The sequence below is a fragment of the Mesorhizobium sp. L103C119B0 genome (assembly GCF_000502235.1).
Taxonomy (GTDB): Bacteria; Pseudomonadota; Alphaproteobacteria; order Rhizobiales; family Rhizobiaceae; genus Mesorhizobium.
Genome location: NZ_AYXE01000001.1, coordinates 89,561 through 109,008 on the forward strand (window position 1 = coordinate 89,561; position 19,448 = coordinate 109,008).

Sequence of the window (19,448 nt, forward strand, 5' to 3'; positions counted from 1 at the left end):
AGCGAAGTTCTAAGAGCAGGTCTGGCATGGTTAAGCTCCCACCCTCCCCTTGATGGCGAGGGTCGGCGCGTAGCGCCGGGGTGGGGTGGCTACCTCTCAGCCGCCGATACCTTCGGCACCATCGCGCAAACGCAGGTGTGATTTTCGTTCTTCCACCGCCGCATAGAGCGTATCGAGCACGGAATCCAGTTCGTTTTTGATTTCATGGTTCCAGAAGCGAATGATGCGGTAGCCTTGGCTCTCGAACCATTTCGTTCGACGCTCGTCATGGTGCTGTTGGTCATCGAAGCTGTGATGGGCACCGTCCACCTCAATGATCAGCTTCAGCCGGTGGGAGATGAAATCAGGGAAGTAAACGCCTACCGACGCCTGCCTGCGAAAATGAGTGCCTTCTACTGGAATGCGCCACAGATGCCGCCACAGGATGCGTTCCTCGTCGGTCATCGCCGCGCGAAGCCTTTGCGCAGACTGCAGCTTGAATCGATCGAGTTTTGGCATGCAACGTCGCGCTGTCACCCCCACCCGCCGCTTCGCGGCGACCTCCCCCATCTAGGGGGAGGTAAGAGGGCATAGCAACTCGGCTGACCGCTGTTTCCAGGAATTTTGACCGCCCCTGTCGGGCCGCAACCAGCCCGCCCGTCCTTTGATCAAAGATTTCCATGAACCAAACGCAGCGCTGAAGCGACCAACGCTCAGGCAGGGACCTATTGGCTGAACGACCATGAAAACGGCATCGAGACTTCTCCAGATCATCGCGCTCAGTGCCTGTTTCGCCGCGCAGGTGCATGGCGCCTTCTCGATGCCGGGCGTACGGCAGGCTATGCGGACCATGGCGGGGTCGACTGGCCCGATGTTGGCCCCAATCAACATTTCCCTCGAAATGATGAAGTGAGCCTCAGGCGGCGAGCCCGCCGGCCTGGGTCTGCAAAAATGCCTCGCCGCAGGCTTTCGCCAGATTGCGCACCCGCAGGATGTAGCTCTGCCGCTCGGTCACCGAAATCACGCCGCGCGCGTCGAGCAGGTTGAAGACGTGGCTGGCCTTGATGCACTGGTCATAGGCCGGGAAGACCATGCGGTGCATCGGCAGATTGTCGTTCGAAGCCGGGGCGCCGGCCGCGAGCAGCGCCTTGCATTCGGCTTCGGCGTCCTCGAAATGCCTGAGCAGCATGGCGGTGTTGGCATATTCGAAATTGTGCCTGGAATATTCCTGCTCGGCCTGCAGGAAGACATCGCCATAGGTGACTTTTTCGGCGCCTTCTCGGCCATTGAAGTTGAGGTCGTAGACATTGTCGACGCCCTGCACATACATGGCCAGCCGCTCCAGGCCGTAGGTCAGTTCTCCCGCCACCGGCGCGCATTCGATGCCGCAGACCTGCTGGAAATAAGTGAACTGCGACACTTCCATGCCGTCGCACCAGCACTCCCAGCCGAGCCCCCAGGCGCCAAGCGTCGGGCTTGCCCAGTCGTCCTCGACGAAGCGAATGTCGTGCAGCAACGGATCGACGCCGATCGCCTTGAGCGAGCCGAGATAGAGTTCCTGCAGGTTCGGCGGGTTGGGCTTCAGGATCACCTGGTACTGGTAATAATGCTGCAGCCGGTTGGGGTTTTCGCCGTAGCGGCCGTCCTTGGGCCGGCGCGAGGGCTGGACGTAGGCGGCGTTCCAGCCCTTGGGCCCGAGCGCGCGCAGCGTGGTGGCCGGATGGAAGGTGCCGGCGCCGACTTCCATGTCGTAAGGCTGCAGGATGACGCAGCCATAGGCGGCCCAGTAATTGTGCAGGGTCAGGATCAGCCCCTGGAACGAGCGGCTGGGATGTATATGGGCTGGACTGTCTGACGTCACGGCGGCCTCGGAAAGCGCTGAAATGATGCCATTCCCTAGTTGCCGGGCCGGCTAGCGTCAAGGCAGCGCCTATCGCCGCCTTGATGAGAGGTTGAACGCTTTGCTTCGGACTGGCCCATTGCCGGACGGTGCCGGTGGCCGTTTGCTCGCCCAGCTTCAACGACAGAGGTTCAGCCATGCAAGGCCAGTTAACCGTGCGCCCCGTCACCCGAGAGGATTACGAGCAATGGCTGCCGCTGTGGGACGGCTACAATGCGTTTTACGGCCGCTCGGGCGAGACCGCCCTGCCCGGTGACATCACTGCAATGACATGGTCGCGCTTCTTCGATGCCTATGAGCCTATGCATGCGCTGGTCGCGGAGAGCGAAGGCAAGCTTCTCGGACTTGTCCACTATCTCTATCACCGCACCACGACGGCGATTTCGCCGAACTGCTATCTGCAGGACCTCTTCACCAATGAGGCGTCGCGCGGCAAGGGCGTCGGCCGGGCACTGATCGAAGACGTCTATACCAGGGCGCAAACCGCAGGCTCCAGCCGCGTCTACTGGCTGACACACGAAACCAACCACACGGCGATGAAGCTCTACGACAAGATCGGCGATCTCTCGGGGTTCGTCGTCTACCGAAAGCTGTTCTAGAATGAGCGCCAACGCTGGAGATTGGCTGAAAGCCTTCCCGACTTCGTCATTCCAGGGCGAAGCAGCCGCGAAGCGGCGTCGCGGAGACCCTGGAGCCCATTCCGTGAGCTTGATCGAAGAACGCAGCGGAGCAGAATTCTGCACCTACGCAACGCCTTAAGGTCACGGCATGGATTCTATGGTCTGCGCCGCGTCGCTTCGCTCCTTGCTCCGCCATAGAATGACGATCGCGATAGGGCGTCTCTATCTCTTTGTTTCTGTCGCAATTCCGAGCGGAAAACCGCGCACACTTTTCCTGGAATTGCTCTAAGACGCCAAGCCGAAAAACGGGGCTCAGCGAGCCCCGTTTCATCAGAAGTATGGCCCGATCACCCCTTCGGCGCTGGCGGGGTGGCCGGCTTGACCTTCGGGGTTTCCTGCGCCGTGTTGGATTCGATCGGCGGCAGGCCCTTCATCAGCTTCTGCTGCAAAATCGCAAGCACATCGGGATCCGGCTTCAGGTCGCGCGCCTGATTCCACTGGAAAGTGGCTTCGAGCTTGCGGCCGACGCGCCAATAGGCATCGCCGAGATGGTCGTTGAGCACCGGATCTTCCGGCTTGAGCGACACGGCGCGCTCCATTTCGCGCACGGCGTCGTCGAACCGGCCCATGCGGAAATAGGCCCAGCCCAGCGAATCGACGATGTAGCCGTCGCTCGGCCTGAGGTCGACGGCCTTCTGGATCATCGCCAGGCCTTCCTTGAGGTTCATGTTCATGTCGACCCAGGAATAGCCGAGATAGTTCAGCACCTGCGGCTGGTCGGGGAACAGTTCCAGCGCCTTGAGGAAGTTCGGTTCGGCCTTGGGCCATTCCTTCAGCCGCTCATAGGCGATGCCGCGCTGATAGTAGATGTTCCAGTTGGCATTGGTCGGCGTCTTCAGCACCGCGACCGCCTTGTCGTAGAGAGTGGCGGCGGAGCGGAAATCCTCCTTCGAGGCATAGACCCCGCCCAGCGCCAGATAGGCGCGCATGTCATCGGGGTGAGCTTCGACGAATGCTTTGAGATGGGCGATAGCCTCGTCGTGACGGTTGAGATCGGCAAGGTTGAGGCCGAGCTGCAGGTCGGAAAGCTCCTTCAGCGGCGAGGAGGCTGGAATGCGGCTATAGAGCGCAATGGCGCCTTCGCCGTCCTTCAGCTGCTCCGCAACGGCGGCAAGCTGCACCAAAGCGGCGTCGCTGTCGGGCTTGAGCGCGAGCGCATATTGCAGATAGAGGCGCACGAACGGCTCGCCGCCGCCGCGATTGAGCGCGATGGCGAGGTCGAGCAGGATTTCAGCGGCGCCTTCGGAGGGACTGGCGACGAAGGGCTCGATCTTGTCGCCCTTGCTGATCCTGTCGCGAAGCGCCTGGATGTCGAGCTTGCCGGGCGCGAACGCCTCGGCCTTGTCGAGCACGTAGAGCGCCTTGTTCTTGTTTCCCTTGCGCGCCAGGAAAGACGCGTAGGCCTGGGCGTTGCGCATCCATGTCTCGGGCGCGGCACCGCCGGCCGTGACGTCGGTCAGGGTCGCGTCATAAAGCGCGTCGGCCTTGTCCGACAGGCCTGCGGCATCGGCGATCAGCGCGCGGTGGAAGGACTTGAACAGGCCGAACCAGTCAGGCCCCTGCAGTTTGTCGATCGAGGCCATCGCCCCGGTGGGGTCGCCGGCGCCCTCTTGTGCCCAGCCGGACATGACGCCGGAAATCAGCCGGTCGAGATCGGATTCGAGCGACAGCTTGAGCCAGTACTGCGCCTTGGTGAAATCCTTCTTGTGGAAGGAATCGACCGCCAGAGCCAGACGCGAGAAGCGCTCGACGTCGGGAACTGCCTTGAGCTTGTCGGCATAGACCAGCGATTCCTCGAAGCGGCCTTGCGCGATCAGCGACAGCATCAGGCTTTGCTGCAGCGAGGTGTCGCCGGGATTGAAGGCGAGCGCCTGCTTGTAATAAGCGATGGCATTGTCGAGGTCGTTGTCGCCTTCGGCGATGCGGGCGGCGAGATAGGCGCCCGAGAAGGAGGTGATCTTGACCGGGCCGGTCGATTCCTTGGCGTAGGCAGGCAGCGGAGAAATCGCCATTCCTGCCACAATTGCCAGCCCCGCGAGCCAGCGCGCACGTCCTTGCCGCATCGTATCCCTTTCAGCCAAGCGCCATCCCGCGTCGGCGCGGAGAAGCCATAGACTCGATGTTTCCTGACAAAGCATGGCCTTTTTGGGGTCAGGCTTCAATCCGGGCCGAATTCACAATCGGGTCACCCGATTAACAAACCATGGCGACGCAGACACTGTCGGTTCCGACAATAGCAGATCGGGGTTGGGAGCTACAGCCTGACATCGCGATATCCGCCTGCCGCTATCGTGCTGCACAGGCCGGCCCACTCGCAACCCTGGCAGGCCTCACGCGTCACGCCGGCTGAAAAGGCCGCGCGCAAGGCGGCAAGCGTTGCCGCGTCGAGGCTGAGACGGACGCCCGCCTCGATGGGCCGGGCCAGCAGCTTGCCGACATCGCGTGCTGCCAGCTCGTCCCGGCCTGCGGCGCTTTCGCGCAAGCAGTGGGGCTCGGCCTCGCCGAGCAGCGGCCGACAGATGTCGTCGGGGCCGGAGACGATCAGAATATCCTCGCCCCGGCCCAGACGTTTCGCGATCACGTCATAGTTGGCGACGAAGGCTGCGCTGTAGCCCTTGCCGACATAGGTCAGCAGGCAAAGCAGATGGTGGGAGCGCAGCCTGACGGTCATCGGTCTTAGGACGCGGTTGCGGAGCCTGTTCCATCCCGAAGATATCGGGATGGGGCTCCATCTTTTTTGTTTGAGCATGATCTCTTCCGAAAGCCGGACTCCACTTTTCGGGATCATGCTCCTGCCGGGTCCGCCTTACCGGAAAACAGCTTGAGCGTCGCGGCGCCGAGCGCCGATTTCAGCAGGCCGCCGACGAGGAAGGGCAAGAAGCCGAAGGTGATGGCCTGTTCGAGGCCGATCATGACGGCGAGCCAGGCCGTGCCGAGAACCAGGCAGGCGAGGTTGCCGAGGACCATGCCGGCGAAGGCGAGCAGCACGCGGTTGCCGTTCCAGCCGCGTTCGGCCAGCCAGCCGACCAGCGCGCCGACGACCGGGAAGGCGAAGAGATAACCGCCCGTTGCCCCGACGAAATACGACGCGCCCGCTGCCCCTCCGGACAGGACAGGAAAGCCCACGGCGCCCTCGGCGAGCCAGGCGATGATGGTCATGGCGCCAAGCCGCCAGCCATAAAGTGCGCCGACCAGCGTCACGGCGAAGGTCTGCATGGTGACCGGCACCGGCACCATCGGCACCTCGATCTGGGACAACAGCGCCAGAAACAGCGTACCGAGGGCGACGGCCGCGGCCTGCCAGCTATGCGAGCGGGTTTGCAGGCGCAACGGGCTGAAGGACGGCTTGGACGGCGAAAAGGCGATGTAGGTCATGGTGCTTCCTAGCTGGTTTGAAATTATAGATAATTTTGTTGTTCGATCTATTATCGAATCCATATTTGCGCGGGAATGGCAACCCTCACCCCTAAAAAGGCTTGGGCTTGCGTGTCGAATAAAGGACATTTGGAAAGGCTGGCGGGACAGCACCCCCCTCTGGCCTGCCGGCCATCTCCCCCGCAAGTGGGGAGATCGGATGTCGCCTTTGCTTTCGCCAATGGCCGACGTTGCAGGACTAACGCAACGGCAAAGCTGTTGATCTCCCCCCTTGCGGGGGAGATGTCCGGCAGGACAGAGGGGGGTGTGAAGGATCGCTACGCGCGGAATCCGACGACTTGTCCCTTCGTCCCTACCCGACGATGGCAAACGCTTCGCGCATCTTGCCCGACGCGGTCTTGACCGGTTTCTGGCCGATCCACTGAACGTGCCGGCCAAGCGTGGCGGCGGCCGATTCGGTGTTGCCTTGCCGCAGCGCGCTCAGGATCGCGCGATGATCCTGGTCGGTGCGGATTTCCCATTCCGAGCGCCAGGCGGCGAACAGGAAGCGGGCGCTTGCGGCGTGCAAATCGTCGATGGTGGCGATGAGCCGCGGCATGCCGCAGGGCGCCAGGATCAGCCGGTGGAAGGTGCGGTTGGCCTCCTCCCAAGAGCGGACATCGCGGGATTTGTCGCCGGCCTTTGTGGCTTCTTCGGCAAGGTTGAGAATGGAAGCCGTCAGATGCGGCGCGGCATGGCGCAGCGCCAGCACTTCGAGGGCTGCCCGCATTTCGGCGACTTCCCTTACCTCGCCGAGATCGAAAGCGGCGACGCGCACGCCCCGCCTGGGCTCACTGACCGCCAGCCCTTGCGCCTCCAGGCGCCGGAAGGCTTCGCGCACCGGGACATGGCTGGTCTGGAATTCCTCGGCGATGTGATCCTGCCGCAGCCGGGCGCCGGGTTCGATCGCGCCCGATATGATGCGATCCGCCAGCACCTTGCTGATGCGCACGGCGATGGTGTCGTCTGCGGTCTTTGCCATGTTTTATAGATAATTTGCACTGCTGCCGATTGTCGAGCGGTGATTGCCCGATTTTGCGTGCAAACTTGCTTTGGCGCCAGGCGCGGGTCAGTTCACCCGGCTGATGCAGAAGTCGATGACGTCGATGAGCGCCGATTTCTGCGGCGTCGCCTCCAGCGGTGCCAGCGCATCGCGGGCGATCTCGCCGAAATGGCGGGCCCGTCCGATGGTGTCGGCAATGGCGCCATGGCGGGTCATCAGGCCGATCGCCTTTTCCAGGCCGGCATCGTCGGTGACATTGTCCTCGATGGCGCGCTTCCAGAAGGTGCGCTCGGCCTTGGTGCCGCGCCGGTAGGCGAGGATGACCGGCAGTGTAACCTTGCCTTCGCGGAAATCGTCGCCGACATTCTTGCCCAGCTCCTGGCTGGAGCCGCCATAATCCAGCGCATCGTCGATGAGCTGGAAGGCAAGGCCGAGATTCATGCCGTAGGAGCGCAAGGCGGCGCGATCGTTGCGCGTCGCCGATGCGATGACCGGGCCGACCTCGGCGGCAGCCGAGAACAGCGCCGCGGTCTTGGCCTTGATGACGGCGAAATGCTCGTCCTCGGTGGTATCCAGGTTCTTGGCTGCCGCCAGCTGCATCACCTCGCCCTCGGCGATGATCGAGGCGGCGCTGGACAGGATGTCGAGCGCTTCCAGCGAACCGACATCGACCATCATGCGAAAAGCCTGGCCGAGCAGGAAATCGCCGACCAGCACGCTCGCCTGGTTGCCCCAGATCATGCGGGCGGTCTTCTTGCCGCGCCGCATGCCGCTCTCGTCGACGACATCGTCATGGAGCAGCGTGGCGGTGTGCATGAACTCGACCGCGGTGGCGAGCTTGACGTGGCCCTCGCCGGAATAGCCGAACATCTGGGCCGCCGCGAGCGTCAGCATGGGACGCAGCCTTTTGCCGCCCGACGAGATCAGATGATTGGCGACCTCCGGGATCATCTCGACGTCGGAGCCGGCCTTGGACAGGATCAGTTTGTTGACGCGCCCCATATCGGCGGCTGTCAGGTCGATGAGATCCTTGATGGAGGCGGGTTCCCGCTTCCCGTTTTCGATGTTGAGAACGACACCCACCAACAAACACTCCCGTCTTTGATCACGCGTGCGACGGCACCCTGGTCCCGCCTGGGACTCTAGGGCGGCACATACGGGCACGGCAAGAGGCGAATTGGCGCGGCTGCGGTGACGGCGTGTCAACCTTAGCGACCGCATGCCGTTGCCCGAAAACCGCTCCACACTTTTCGGCGCCATGCTCCGGCGTTTACATCAACGCTGCAACCTGCGAACTTCGTCCGATGATAGAACTCGTGCGCACCAACGATGCCGTGATCATCTCCTTCGTCGAATCGCTGATGCGCGATGCCGGGATCGCCTGCTTCGTCGCCGACCAGAACATGAGCATTCTCGAAGGGTCGATCGGTCTTTTGCAGAAGCGCGTGATGGTCGATGCCGACCAGGCCGATCAGGCGCGGCGCATCTTGAAAGACGCCGGCATCGAGAACGAAATCCGCCAGACATAATGGCTGAAGCGAGCGCGCTTACCAGCGATACGCCGGCCCATACGGTCGATGCCTTTCATCGCGGCCGCTTCTGGCTGGTCCAGCCCAGGACAGGGCATCGCGCCGGGATGGATGCCATGATGCTGGCGGCAGCAGTTCCATCCGGCTTTGCTGGACGCCTCGCCGATTTCGGCGCCGGCGCCGGTGCGGCGGGTCTTGCCGTGCTGTCGCGCTGCCCAGAGGCGCAGGTCGTGCTCGTCGAACGGTCGGCCGAGATGGCAGGCTTCGCCACAACCACGCTCGCCCATCCCGGCAATGCGCATCTCGGCAATCGCGCCTCGGTGCTGACCACCGACGTCACGCTGTCGGGCCGGGCGCGGACGCAAGCCGGCCTTGCCGACAATTCCTTCGATTTCGTCATCATGAACCCGCCCTTCAACGCGGCGCAGGACCGCGCCACGCCAGATCCGCTGCGGCGGCAAGCGCATGTCATGGACGACGGGCTGTTCGAGAGCTGGATCCGAAGTGCGGCTGCCGTCGCCAAGCCGCGCGGGGGCCTGGCCGTCATTGCGCGGCCGGAACAGCTTGGCGACCTCCTCCATGCGCTGTCGGGCCGCTTCGGCGACGCCGAGATGCTGGCCGTGCATCCGCGCCCGGAAGCAGCCGCAATCCGCATTGTCGTCAGGGCAGCGCTCGGCGCGCGCGGCAAGCTGTCTATCCGCCCGCCTTTGATGCTGCATGGGCAAACGGGCGACGGCCCGTCGGAACGAACCGAGATGATCAACAACGGACTGGCGTCGCTGTTTGGCGATTGATTTGGGCCCGTCAGTGTCGTTGCCGCAAAACCGGCACACAGTTGGCTGAGATGGATTGCAGCATTGCCGTTGACCGGCAAATCCCTACATGCGTTGAAGCCATTTGGAGACAGCCACCTCGTGAACCGCCTTTTCAACCGCCTGCTGCCGAAATCCTGGCGATCCAGCGTCGTCACCATTCCCGTCATCAGGCTGCATGGCACCATCATGGCCGGCGGCGGCCCGTTCCGGCCGAGCCTCTCCTTGGCGTCCACCGCCGCCCTCATCGAAAAGGCGTTCCTGTTCGATGCGCCCGCCGTCGCCATTTCGATCAATTCGCCTGGCGGCTCGCCGGTGCAGTCGCGGCTGATCTTCAAGCGCATCCGCGACCTCGCGGTCGAGAAGAACAAGAAGGTGCTGGTCTTCGTCGAGGATGTGGCGGCCTCGGGCGGCTACATGATCGCGGTCGCCGGCGACGAGATCTTTGCCGATCCGTCCTCCATCGTCGGTTCGATTGGTGTCGTCTCGGCCTCGTTCGGCTTTCCCGAGTTGATGAAGAAGATCGGTGTCGAGCGCCGTGTCCACACCGCCGGCCAGAACAAGGCGGTGCTCGACCCGTTCAAGCCGGAGAAGAGGGAAGACGTCGAGCGCCTGAAGGCGCTGCAGCTGGAAGTGCACGAGACCTTCATCGACCTGGTCAGGGAACGCCGTGGCACCAAGCTGAAGGACGATCCGGACCTGTTCACCGGCCTGTTCTGGACCGGCAAGAAAGGGCTGGAGCTTGGCCTCGTCGATGCGTTGAGCGACATGCGCACGGTACTGAAAACCCGCTTCGGCGCGAAAACCCAGCTCAGGCTGGTCACCGCGCCGCGTGGCCTGTTTGGCCGCATCGGCCTGTTCGGCTCGAACTTTTCAGCGCCCGATATTGCCGCCGCCGCCGCAAGCGGCGTGATCGATGCGGCGGAAGAGCGCGCATTGTGGGCTCGCTTCGGGCTTTGAAAAAGCAGGGAAAGAGTCTANAAGAGTCTAGCATGAGGGCTTGACAGTCTGCCTTGCCGCCTTGCGAGGGAGGAGCTTTGAAATGCCACAGATCATTTTCTTCGCAGTTGTCGGCGCAGCCGCTTATTTCGGCTACCGCACCTTCGTCCGCGAGGCCGAACGTGTGACCGCCAAGGTGCGGCGCACCGAAAAGCAGGCAGCCAACGGCACCAACGGCACGCTGGTCCAGGATCCCAAGACCGGCGAATACCGCCTGGCCAAGGACTGAGCATCATCCCGTCAGCAGCCGACAGTTTGGATGCCGCAGCCCGGACGTGGCTTGCGCCCGCCAAGATAAATCTGGCGCTGCACGTCACCGGCAAGCGCGCCGACGGCTACCATCTGCTCGAGAGCCTGGTCGTTTTCACCCGCTTCGGCGACAGGGTCGAGATCGAGCCTGCCGACGCCGACCGGTTCTCCGTATCGGGCCGTTACGCGACTTCCGTGCCGATCGACGACAGCAATCTGGTGGTGAAGGCGCGCGAGGCGCTGCGCAGGCAGGCCGGCCAGCAGAGCACGCCGCCGGTTGCCATCCGGCTGGAAAAGAACCTGCCGATCGCATCCGGCGTCGGCGGCGGATCGAGCGACGCGGCCGCCGTTCTGCACGGTCTTATCAGGACATGGGGTCTCGACATCGGTGAGGCCGAACTGAGCCGGATCGGTCTCACGCTCGGCGCCGACGTGCCGATGTGTCTTGCGGCAAAACCGCTGGTTGCGCGTGGCGTCGGCGATGAGCTGTCGCCAATTGCGGATTTTCCTGCGCTGGCCTTGGTGCTGGTCAATCCCGGCGTCGCCGTCTCCACGCCCGATGTGTTCAATGCACTTGAAAAACGCGACAATGAAGGACTGCCGCCGCTGCCGCGCGGTTTCGATTTCCACGGCGTCCGCAATTGGCTGGAGATCACCCGCAACGATCTTGAGGAACCGGCGCAAGCAATACAGCCGCCCATCGGCAGAGCGCTTTCCCTGCTGAACAGGGCCGGATCTGGATTCTCGCGCATGTCGGGATCCGGCGCGACATGCTTCGGGCTGTTCGAGACCGGCAATGTCGCCAAGCGCGCCGCCGCCGAGATCCGCAGCCGCGAACCGGAGTGGTTTGTCGCCGCGACACGAAGCATCGCTTCAGAGGGGGCCGATGACCAAAATTGACGAAAGCCGCCCGTTCATCCCGGTGCGCATCGCGGTGCTGACGGTGTCCGATACGCGCAGCCTTGCCGACGACAAATCAGGGCGGACGCTGGCCGATCGCATCGTCGAGGCCGGCCATGTCCTGGCCGCGCGCGACATCGTCACCGACGACCGGGAGAAAATCCGCGACAAGGTGCTGGGCTGGTCGCGCGACGAAGACATCGATGTCGTCATCACCACCGGCGGCACCGGTTTTACCGGCCGCGACGTGACGCCGGAGGCGCTGGAGCCGATCTTCGAGAAGCGCATGGATGGCTTTTCCGAAGTGTTCCACCGCATTTCCTACGACAAGATCGGCACCTCGACAGTGCAGAGCCGGGCGACGGGCGGCGTCGTCAACGCCACCTTCGTCTTTGTGCTGCCGGGCTCGCCCGGCGCCTGCAAGGACGCCTGGGACGGCATCCTGAAACCGCAGCTCGACTACCGCCACATGCCCTGCAACTTCGTCGAGATCATGCCGCGCCTGGACGAGCATTTGCGGCGCTGCAAGGCCGCCTCGTAAACCAAGGCAAAGCCGGCCAAGTGCTGCCTTTGTCAGGCAGAATGGCGGCTGCGCCTTCGAGAGGTCATTTCCTCCGGGTCGTCGGGCGGATAGTCTGTCGCCAAGTCAAGACGGAAGAGATCCAATGAGCGCGCACCGCGGCGGCTGCCATTGCGGCAACATCCACCTGACCCTCGAAACCGGAATTGAGCCGTCCGAGATGGAGATCCGCGCCTGCCAATGCGCCTTCTGCGTCCGGCATGGCTCACGCGCCGCCGCCGATCCGCAGGGGCGATTGATCGTCGCGGTCGAGGACGAGGCCCGGCTGCACCGATACCGGTTCGGATTGCGCACCGCCGATTATCTCATCTGCCGGGACTGCGGCGTCTATGTCGCTGCTGTGACCACCGACGGCGAACCGAGAGCGATCGTCATCGTCAATGCGCTGGATGACCGGCCGCGGTTCAACCGCGAGCCGGTCCCAATGGACTATGATGCCGAGAACAAAGAGGGTCGCATTGCCCGGCGGCAAGCGCGCTGGATGCCGGTCGAGATCCGCTCCGGCCTCAGCGGATGACCGGTTCGCCGTGGAAGCGGCGGCGCGAGGGCGGCGAGACGCCGAAGCCGACCTCCATCATCAGCCGTGGCGTGGTGGACGGCACGGTGCCCATGTGGAAGCCGAACGGGTCCTCGACGAAGCCGAGGCCGGCCTCGCCGGTCAGCGTGACCGGGCTGTCGTCGCCATAGACCTTGAGCACGTCTTGCGCCGGATGGCCGACCAGCAGCGTCAACTGGTGCTTGAGGCTGCGCCTGTTGTGGCTGCCTTTGACATAGACATGCGGGCCGGTGCCGGCATCGCAGGGCTTGAGATAGAAGAAGAATTTCAGCATCCGCCAGTCGTCGAGATCGAAATGATATTTGCCGAGCGAGGCAAGGTTCTTGTCGGCGTCGGAAGCCTCGCCGGTCGGAAAGCTCCACCAGATACGCGTGGTGATCAGCTTTGCCTGCCCGCCCAGATAGTGCTGGGCGATGTCGAGCAGCAGCGGGTCGTTCTGGATGGCGAGTACCGCCTTGCAGCCGAGGATGCGCTCGAAATAGTGTCCGCTGAGCAAAGAGCGGCCGAACCGCTTCTCGGCTTCTGCGTGTTCTCCGGGCATGAATTCGAGCCGGCGGTCGAAATTGCCGAAGCACGGCGTGCTCTGAGCAAAGCTGGCGATCTCTTCGTGGATTGCCTGCGGAAGGACCAGTCCGGAGAACAGGCCATCGGTGCGCAGCGCCGCGAGGATCGACTTGAGGTCGACGCCCCTGAACATCGTAGCTCCGGCACTCTGCGCGGGGCGCGCGGCTTTGGCGCCAAGCCAGTGCAGCTTGCGCGCCGGCATGGTGCGGGCAAGCACGAACATCGGCAGCCATGCGGGATTTTCGCGCAGGTCGGACAGATAGGTCGGGATACGCACCGCGATGCGGCGGAGCAGGCTGCCGTTGCGGGCAATGGCCTCTAGACTGGGGGCGCCGGATTTGTCAGGGGACGAAAGGTTCATCGGGGTCCTCAGATATGAACGGCAGCAACGATGACGCGGCGCTTGCTTACCGCTCCGGCACTACCCAAACCCCGATATCCCGCATCAACGGAATGCTAATCCCGCGTCAGCTTTTGTGCAATGCACAATAGGTTTTTGCGGCGAAAAAGCCGGACGGCGCAGCGGACAGTGTCAATTCCGGGGGGACGCCGACGCTGCCCCTCATCCGCCCTTCGGGCACCCTTCTCCCTGGGAACGGGGAGAAGGGAGAAACATCACTTCTTCGGCGCCAGCCAGATTTCGGCGTCGAGCCGCCTGGTGGCGAGACCGCGCGCAAGGGCTTCGGCGCTGTGCGCGTTCTTCGACAGGGCAGCGGCCTGGCGCTTGCTGATGACCAGCCCTTCGGCCAGCGCCCGGTTGCCCGAAAACACCCGTGACAGGAACGGCGTGCGGCTGCCGCGCGCACGGGAAAAGCGCGCCGGCATGGTTTGCCGCGCCGTGTGAGCGACGACGTCGTCGATCCAGCCGTCGGCCAGCCTTGCGCCCGGCTCGAGAAACAGCAGCCAGTCACCCTTCGCCTGCCTGATTCCCGCGCCGATGCCGCCGGCCACGAAGTGGCAGCCGGCATGATCGGCAACCCGATGCGTCTGGTCGGTCGAGCCGGTGTCGCAGACGATGACATCGCGTACCACGCCCTCGACCGCGCCGCCGATCAATGAGGCGAGCGTGCGGGCAAGGCCTTCTTCGTCATCCCGGGTTTCGATGAGAACGCTGAGCATTTTTAGCCGAATAGCGGAAAGCCCGGCGCAGCGCCAGTTTTGCATGGTCCAACTAAAAAGTTCTTGATTTGTTCTCATCAGCGAAATAGGATTATTTTCATGAACAGAGCGATTCGACAGCCAGCCGACAGTCCTTGGGAAAGGGCCAAAATGGAACATATCGTGCGTGCGGACATTGCTGCTTTCGGAGCAGGGCGAGCCGAGATGGCCAATGCGATGATCGAACAGAGCGGCATGCGCGTCCGTCCGGATCGCAACCGCGGCCGTTCCGCTGGCATCAACCCGTCCGGCCGGTTCGAGCCGGTCAGCCGGCATGTGTTCGACGACGGCTGGAATTCGCTGGAGGAATTGCCGCCGTTCAAGACCGAAGTGCAGGTCGAGAAGCCGCGCACCATCATCACCCGCAACGAATCGCCCGACATTTCCTTCGACCGCTCGATCAACCCCTATCGCGGCTGCGAGCATGGCTGCGTCTATTGTTTCGCCCGGCCGACGCATTCCTTCATGGGCCTGTCGCCTGGGCTGGATTTCGAAGCGAAGCTGTTTGCCAAGCCGGATGCGGCGCGGCTGCTCGACAAGGAACTGTCGAAGGATGGCTATCAGCCGCGCACCATCGCCATCGGCACCAACACCGATCCCTACCAGCCGATCGAGAAACAATACCGGATCATGCGCGAGATCCTCGAAGTGCTGGAGGCGCGCGGCCATCCGGTCGGCATCGTCACCAAATCCCATCTGGTGACGCGCGACATCGACATATTGTCGCGCATGGCCGAACGGGGCTTGGCCAAGGTGGCGTTGTCGGTGACGACGATGGACCGCATGCTGGCGCGCACCATGGAGCCACGCGCGTCGACGCCGACCAAGCGGCTTGAGGCAATCCGGCAGCTTTCCGATGCCGGCATCCCGGCCTCTGTCATGGTGGCGCCGATCATTCCCGGCCTGACCGACCAGGAGATGGAGCGCATCCTCGATTCGGCACGCGCCGCAGGCGCCCGCGAGGCCGGCTATGTCATCCTGCGCCTGCCGCTCGAGGTGGCGCCGATCTTCAAGGACTGGCTGCTGCGCCACTATCCCGACCGCTACCGGCACGTGATGTCGCTGATCCGTTCGATGCGCGACGGCAAGGACTATGATTCGGAATGGGGCAAGCGGATGAAAGGCGCCGGCCCCTATGCCTGGCAGATCGGCCGGCGCTTCGAGATCACGGCCAAGCGGCTCGGCCTCAACGCCGAGCGGCGCACCCTCCGAACCGACCAGTTTGTCGCCGCCGCCAAGGCGACCGAGCAGCTGATGCTGCTCTGAGAGTAGCGCCTGCCCTGCCCTCGTGGTTGGCAGGCGACCCAAGAATCCCGTCCGGCCTGTCCCCCGGCCTGCAGACGGTGCCCTCCCGGTCTTGCCCCACTCGACCCTGGAGGGACTTGCGGAGAATCGGAGCCGATGCGAACCTCGCCGCAACATGGCTCGCGCGCGTTCCGATTCTCCGCTTCTTTTAGAAATCGTCGAAAAGCCCGACTTCTCCTTCGAGACGAAGGCGATGGCTGAAGGCCTGTGGCCGGTGGCAGGCATGGACGAGGCCGGCCGCGGTCCGCTGGCCGGGCCGGTGGTGGCGGCGGCGGTGATCCTCGATCCCGCCAACATTCCCGACGGGCTAGACGATTCCAAACGGCTCAACCATTTGCAGCGCGAGGCGCTGTTCCTGAAAATCCTGGGGTCAGCGCTCGGCGTGTCGATGGCCTCGGTCAGCGCCGAAGGCATTGACGGCAGCAATATCCTCAAGGCCAGCCTGGAAGCCATGCGCCGCGCCCTTGCCGGCCTGCCGATCCAGGCGAAGCTGGCGCTGGCCGATGGCCGCGATGTGCCGCCGGGCCTCCTCTGCGAAGGCCGCGCGCTGATCAAGGGCGACCAGCGCTCGCAATCGATCGCCGCCGCCTCGATCGTCGCCAAGGTGATGCGCGACCGCATGATGTGCGGCTGCGGCAGCCACCACGAACGCTACGGGTTCGAAGTCCATATGGGCTACGCCACCGTGCGGCACCGCACCGCGATCGAAGCGCATGGTCCGGTGGCAAGGCTGCACCGGGCGTCATTCGCGCCGTTCAGGCTGGGTGGAGTTGAGGTGGTTGAGCAAGAGAGCTTCGCCGGGTTGGAGTAATGATAATCTCCCCCCTTGAGGGGGAGATGGCCGGCAGGCCAGAGGGGGTCGCCGCGCGTGAAGCGCTAGCCCTTACTGGCCGCAGAAAGAGCGTCGCGCCCGGTCGCACCGAACCCCTCTGTCGCTTTTGGCGACATCTCCCCCTCAAGGGGGCAGATTGTCCGCGCTCAACAAAAAAGCCGCCAGGTTGCCCGGGCGGCTTGATGTCAGCGAGTTAACGCCGCTCAGTTCAGCCTGGCCTTCACGTCCTGCAGCGCGGACTTGAACAGGTCGGCGCCGGCCTTGGCGTCGATCTTGCCGGCAAGCAGCGTGCGGGCCGCCTCGACGGCGATGTCGACGGCGCTGGCGCGCACTTCGGCGACGGCTTCGCGCTCGGCCTGGCCGATCTTCTGCTCGGCAAGCGCGGTGCGGCGGGTGACATAGTCTTCGGTCTTCTTGTGCGCCTCGGCGGCAAGCATGTCGGCCTCGCGCTTGGCGGCAGCGACGATGGCTGCGGCCTCCTGCTCTGCTTCCTTGCGCTTCTTCTGGTATTGGCCGAGCAGTTGCTGGGCCTCTTCGCGCAACCGGCGGGCTTCCGCAAGCTCGTCGCTGATCTTGGTCGCACGGGCGTCGAGCGACTTGGCGATCAGGCCTGGCACCTTGATGTAAACGGCAACGCCGAGGAAAATGACGAGGGCAACTGTTGCCCAAAGCGTTGCGAGAGATGTGGCGTCCATGATGTGCTCCTCACCGGGCCACGGATTTGACCGCAGCCGAGATCTCGGCCTTGCTCGTCTTGCCGCCGACAAGCGCATCGACGATGGCTGAAGCGGTGTCCTCGGCAATCGTGCCGACTTCCTTCATGGCGTTGGCCTTGATGGAAGCAATGCTGGCCTCGGCCTCGCCGAGCTTCTTGTCGAGGGCGGCCTCGACCTTCTTGCGGGCAGCCTCGGCTTCAGCCTTGGCAGCGTCGTTGGCCTGCTGGCCGATCGCGTTGGCCTTGGCCTTGGCTTCCGCCAGTTCCTGCTCGTAAGCGGCAACGGCGGCGTCGGCCTCGCCCTTCAGCTTGGCGGCCTGGTCGAGGTCCTGCGTGATGCGATCGCTGCGGACGTCGATGATGCCGCCAAGGCGCGGCATCACCACCTTCTTCAGGAACAAATAGAACAGCCCGAACGTGATCGCCAGCCACAGAAGCTGGGACGGAAACGTCGCCGGATCGAATGGCGGGAACGTGCCGTGCGCCTCGGCAGGCACGCCGGTGCCGGAATGCGTGTCGCCTTCCGTACCGGTGTGGGCGCCTTCAGCGGCGGGTGCGGACTCTTGCGCAAACGCAGATGTCACGAACATGGACTATCCCCTCATATCAGGCATGGCCGCAGGAATGCGGCCAGCCAATTCTTCCCAATGCTCGTCCGACCGATAATTGGCCGAACAGGGGCTCAGCCGAACAGGGCGAGAAGCGCGATGAGAAGCGAGAAAATGCCCAGAGCTTCGGTCACGGCGAAGCCGAAAATCAGGCGGCCGAACTGGCCATCGGCGGCCGACGGATTGCGCAGGGCGCCCGCCAGGTAGCTGCCGAAGATGTTGCCGAGGCCAATGCCCGCGCCGCCCATGCCCAGGCAAGCGATACCGGCGCCGATGTACTTTGCTGCTTCTGCGTCCATTTTGAACTCCTTTGGATCTGTAATTCCGTTGCAATTCCATCCGGCGAAAGATGCCGGAAATTCTAAGGTCAGTGCCCGGGATGCAGGGCGTCGTTCAGATACATGCAGGTCAGCACCGCAAAGACGTAGGCCTGCAGGAAAGCGACCAGCAATTCCAGCGCGGTCAGCGCGACTGCCATGGCCAGCGGCAACACCGAACCGGCAACGCCGACGGCGCCGAGCGCGCTCAGGCTGACGACGAAGCCCGAAAACACCTTCAGGGTGATGTGGCCGGCCAGCATGTTGGCGAACAGACGAACCGAGAGGCTGACCGGGCGCGACACGAAGGAGATCACCTCGATCAGCACCACCAGCGGTAACAGGAACACCGGAACGCCGTGCGGCACGAAGAGCTTGAGGAAGCCCAGACCGTGCTTCGTGAAGCCGTAGACAACGACGGTTCCGATCACCAGGGCTGCGAGGCCGAAGGTGACGATGATGTGGCTGGTGACGGTGAAGAAGTAAGGGAAAAGGCCAAGCAGGTTGGCGACCAGCACGAACATGAACAGCGAGAACACGAAGGGGAAGAACTTCATGCCCTGCGTTCCGGCGGCGTCGCGCAGCATGTTGGAGACGAACTCATAGCCCATTTCCGAAACCGACTGCAGGCGGCCGGGAACAAGGCTGCGGCTTGCGGTCGAGAGGTAAAGAAACGCCGATGCAATGGCCACGGTCGCGACCATGAACAGAGCCGAATTGGTGAAGGACAGGTCATAGCCGCCGATATTGATCGGAATCAGCTTGACGATATGGAACTGGTGGATCGGATCGACCTTGTCAGCAGCCATTTACATCCCCGTCAAAACCGCGAGCGGCCTTAAGTGTCCTTGTGCGCCATTGGCGGCGCGCCATTTCATTCTTTCGGATCGTGCGACTTCTCGCTTTTTCCGAATTCCGCCACAACACCTGACGAACGCAGGACATTGAGCACGCCGGCGCCAAAGCCCAGCAACAAGCCGACGACCAGACCCCATGGCGAGGTTCCCGCCACGCGATCCAGAAACCAGCCAAGGCCCACACCCACTACTATCCCGGCGATGAACTCGCTGGACAGCTTGAGCGCCTGGCCATATCCGGCCGTCGCCTTCGCGCCGTCATTCCCCTCGAGCTGATCCGGCCGTCTTGTCGCAAGCGATGCTCCAAGCTCACGCCGGCGGCGTTCGAGATCTTCGTCGCGGATGTCGGCCTCGTGCTTGCTGCCGCGGCCGGTTTCTCCGGTTCCGTCTGGCCCGTTCTTGTCGGCCATCGTAACCCCCCTGCCCGGTCAGACCGTCACCGTCCGTCCGCTTCTAAAGTCGCCGGCAACATAGTTAGAGGGTTTGCGCCC

At 63.5% G+C, this 19,448-nt stretch carries 24 protein-coding genes; 10 read left to right on the plus strand and 14 right to left on the minus strand.

What is annotated here, in order from left to right; translation table 11 throughout:
• Positions 1–96: 96 nt before the first annotated feature.
• Together X728_RS165630 and X728_RS165625 are read right to left on the minus strand one after the other, a co-directional pair.
• Positions 97–498, minus strand: a complete 402-nt coding sequence (locus tag X728_RS165630; RefSeq protein ID WP_023830302.1) for a DUF559 domain-containing protein — start codon at positions 496–498, stop codon at positions 97–99.
• 397 nt (positions 499–895) lie between these two features.
• Positions 896–1,840, minus strand: coding sequence for a glycine--tRNA ligase subunit alpha (locus X728_RS165625; protein WP_023684365.1), 945 nt, complete (start codon positions 1,838–1,840; stop codon positions 896–898).
• A 176-nt stretch (positions 1,841–2,016) separates the two neighbouring features.
• Here X728_RS165625 and X728_RS165620 point away from each other — a divergent pair, with 176 nt between their 5' ends.
• Entirely contained in the window at positions 2,017–2,478 is a 462-nt protein-coding gene (locus X728_RS165620; protein WP_023684366.1) for a GNAT family N-acetyltransferase, read from the plus strand.
• 368 nt (positions 2,479–2,846) lie between these two features.
• Here X728_RS165620 and X728_RS165615 read toward each other — a convergent pair whose 3' ends face one another.
• The 5 genes from X728_RS165615 to X728_RS165595 all read right to left on the minus strand — a co-directional run bounded on the left by X728_RS165615 (position 2,847) and on the right by X728_RS165595 (position 8,059).
• Positions 2,847–4,622 (minus strand): tetratricopeptide repeat protein, encoded by a 1,776-nt coding sequence (locus tag X728_RS165615; protein ID WP_023709893.1) that lies wholly within the window; start codon positions 4,620–4,622, stop codon positions 2,847–2,849.
• A gap of 191 nt (positions 4,623–4,813) precedes the next feature.
• Positions 4,814–5,230: a DUF1284 domain-containing protein gene (locus X728_RS165610; RefSeq protein ID WP_023823453.1), complete on the minus strand. Its 417-nt coding sequence runs from the start codon at positions 5,228–5,230 to the stop codon at positions 4,814–4,816.
• Between the two features lie 113 nt (positions 5,231–5,343).
• Positions 5,344–5,934 carry a biotin transporter BioY gene (locus X728_RS165605; RefSeq protein WP_023668469.1) on the minus strand — a complete coding sequence of 197 codons (591 nt, stop codon included), beginning with the start codon at positions 5,932–5,934 and terminating at the stop codon, positions 5,344–5,346.
• Positions 5,935–6,286: 352 nt separating this feature from the next.
• Positions 6,287–6,955: a GntR family transcriptional regulator gene (locus X728_RS165600; protein WP_023687112.1), complete on the minus strand. Its 669-nt coding sequence runs from the start codon at positions 6,953–6,955 to the stop codon at positions 6,287–6,289.
• A gap of 87 nt (positions 6,956–7,042) precedes the next feature.
• Positions 7,043–8,059 (minus strand): polyprenyl synthetase family protein, encoded by a 1,017-nt coding sequence (locus X728_RS165595; RefSeq protein WP_023668471.1) that lies wholly within the window; start codon positions 8,057–8,059, stop codon positions 7,043–7,045.
• Positions 8,060–8,280: 221 nt separating this feature from the next.
• On the opposite strand from X728_RS165595, the gene X728_RS165590 reads away from it, so the two are divergent.
• The 7 genes from X728_RS165590 to X728_RS165560 all read left to right on the plus strand — a co-directional run bounded on the left by X728_RS165590 (position 8,281) and on the right by X728_RS165560 (position 12,562).
• Positions 8,281–8,505 carry a DUF2007 domain-containing protein gene (locus tag X728_RS165590; RefSeq protein WP_023692106.1) on the plus strand — a complete coding sequence of 75 codons (225 nt, stop codon included), beginning with the start codon at positions 8,281–8,283 and terminating at the stop codon, positions 8,503–8,505.
• Positions 8,505–9,299, plus strand: a complete 795-nt coding sequence (locus X728_RS165585; protein WP_031194587.1) for a methyltransferase — start codon at positions 8,505–8,507, stop codon at positions 9,297–9,299. The genes X728_RS165590 and X728_RS165585 overlap by 1 nt, the downstream gene beginning before the upstream one ends.
• Before the next feature lie 120 nt (positions 9,300–9,419).
• A complete protein-coding gene (locus X728_RS165580) occupies positions 9,420–10,277 on the plus strand; it encodes a S49 family peptidase (protein WP_023702057.1) in 858 nt (285 codons plus the stop codon).
• Positions 10,278–10,359: 82 nt separating this feature from the next.
• On the plus strand, positions 10,360–10,545 hold the full coding sequence (locus X728_RS165575) for a membrane protein (protein ID WP_023668475.1): 186 nt from the start codon (positions 10,360–10,362) through the stop codon (positions 10,543–10,545).
• 26 nt (positions 10,546–10,571) lie between these two features.
• Entirely contained in the window at positions 10,572–11,465 is an 894-nt protein-coding gene (locus tag X728_RS165570) for a 4-(cytidine 5'-diphospho)-2-C-methyl-D-erythritol kinase (RefSeq protein ID WP_023732119.1), read from the plus strand.
• The gene (gene moaB, locus X728_RS165565; RefSeq protein ID WP_023830303.1) at positions 11,452–12,006 is read left to right on the plus strand and encodes a molybdenum cofactor biosynthesis protein B; all 555 of its coding nucleotides are present in this window, start codon (positions 11,452–11,454) and stop codon (positions 12,004–12,006) included. The genes X728_RS165570 and moaB overlap by 14 nt, the downstream gene beginning before the upstream one ends.
• Positions 12,007–12,130: 124 nt before the next feature.
• The gene (locus X728_RS165560) at positions 12,131–12,562 is read left to right on the plus strand and encodes an aldehyde-activating protein (RefSeq protein WP_023830304.1); all 432 of its coding nucleotides are present in this window, start codon (positions 12,131–12,133) and stop codon (positions 12,560–12,562) included.
• Here the strand turns inward: X728_RS165560 and X728_RS165555 are convergent.
• Together X728_RS165555 and X728_RS165550 are read right to left on the minus strand one after the other, a co-directional pair.
• Positions 12,552–13,526: a hypothetical protein gene (locus X728_RS165555; RefSeq protein ID WP_023830305.1), complete on the minus strand. Its 975-nt coding sequence runs from the start codon at positions 13,524–13,526 to the stop codon at positions 12,552–12,554. The genes X728_RS165560 and X728_RS165555 overlap by 11 nt on opposite strands.
• A 254-nt stretch (positions 13,527–13,780) precedes the next feature.
• Entirely contained in the window at positions 13,781–14,284 is a 504-nt protein-coding gene (locus tag X728_RS165550; RefSeq protein WP_023830306.1) for a glycosyltransferase, read from the minus strand.
• A gap of 150 nt (positions 14,285–14,434) precedes the next feature.
• On the opposite strand from X728_RS165550, the gene X728_RS165545 reads away from it, so the two are divergent.
• Positions 14,435–15,589: a PA0069 family radical SAM protein gene (locus X728_RS165545; protein ID WP_023684378.1), complete on the plus strand. Its 1,155-nt coding sequence runs from the start codon at positions 14,435–14,437 to the stop codon at positions 15,587–15,589.
• A gap of 154 nt (positions 15,590–15,743) precedes the next feature.
• Complete coding sequence (locus tag X728_RS165540) at positions 15,744–16,439, plus strand: ribonuclease HII (protein ID WP_023745503.1); 696 nt, start codon at positions 15,744–15,746, stop codon at positions 16,437–16,439.
• 224 nt (positions 16,440–16,663) lie between these two features.
• Here the strand turns inward: X728_RS165540 and X728_RS165535 are convergent, their stop codons facing one another.
• From X728_RS165535 to X728_RS165515, 5 genes are all read right to left on the minus strand, one after another.
• Complete coding sequence (locus X728_RS165535) at positions 16,664–17,155, minus strand: F0F1 ATP synthase subunit B (RefSeq protein WP_023668483.1); 492 nt, start codon at positions 17,153–17,155, stop codon at positions 16,664–16,666.
• A gap of 10 nt (positions 17,156–17,165) precedes the next feature.
• Positions 17,166–17,765: a F0F1 ATP synthase subunit B gene (locus X728_RS165530; protein WP_023684380.1), complete on the minus strand. Its 600-nt coding sequence runs from the start codon at positions 17,763–17,765 to the stop codon at positions 17,166–17,168.
• 92 nt (positions 17,766–17,857) lie between these two features.
• A complete protein-coding gene (locus X728_RS165525) occupies positions 17,858–18,082 on the minus strand; it encodes a F0F1 ATP synthase subunit C (protein ID WP_006206606.1) in 225 nt (74 codons plus the stop codon).
• Positions 18,083–18,150: 68 nt separating this feature from the next.
• The gene (locus X728_RS165520; RefSeq protein ID WP_023830307.1) at positions 18,151–18,909 is read right to left on the minus strand and encodes a F0F1 ATP synthase subunit A; all 759 of its coding nucleotides are present in this window, start codon (positions 18,907–18,909) and stop codon (positions 18,151–18,153) included.
• A 65-nt stretch (positions 18,910–18,974) separates the two neighbouring features.
• Positions 18,975–19,367, minus strand: a complete 393-nt coding sequence (locus tag X728_RS165515; protein ID WP_023668486.1) for an AtpZ/AtpI family protein — start codon at positions 19,365–19,367, stop codon at positions 18,975–18,977.
• Positions 19,368–19,448 lie beyond the last annotated feature (81 nt).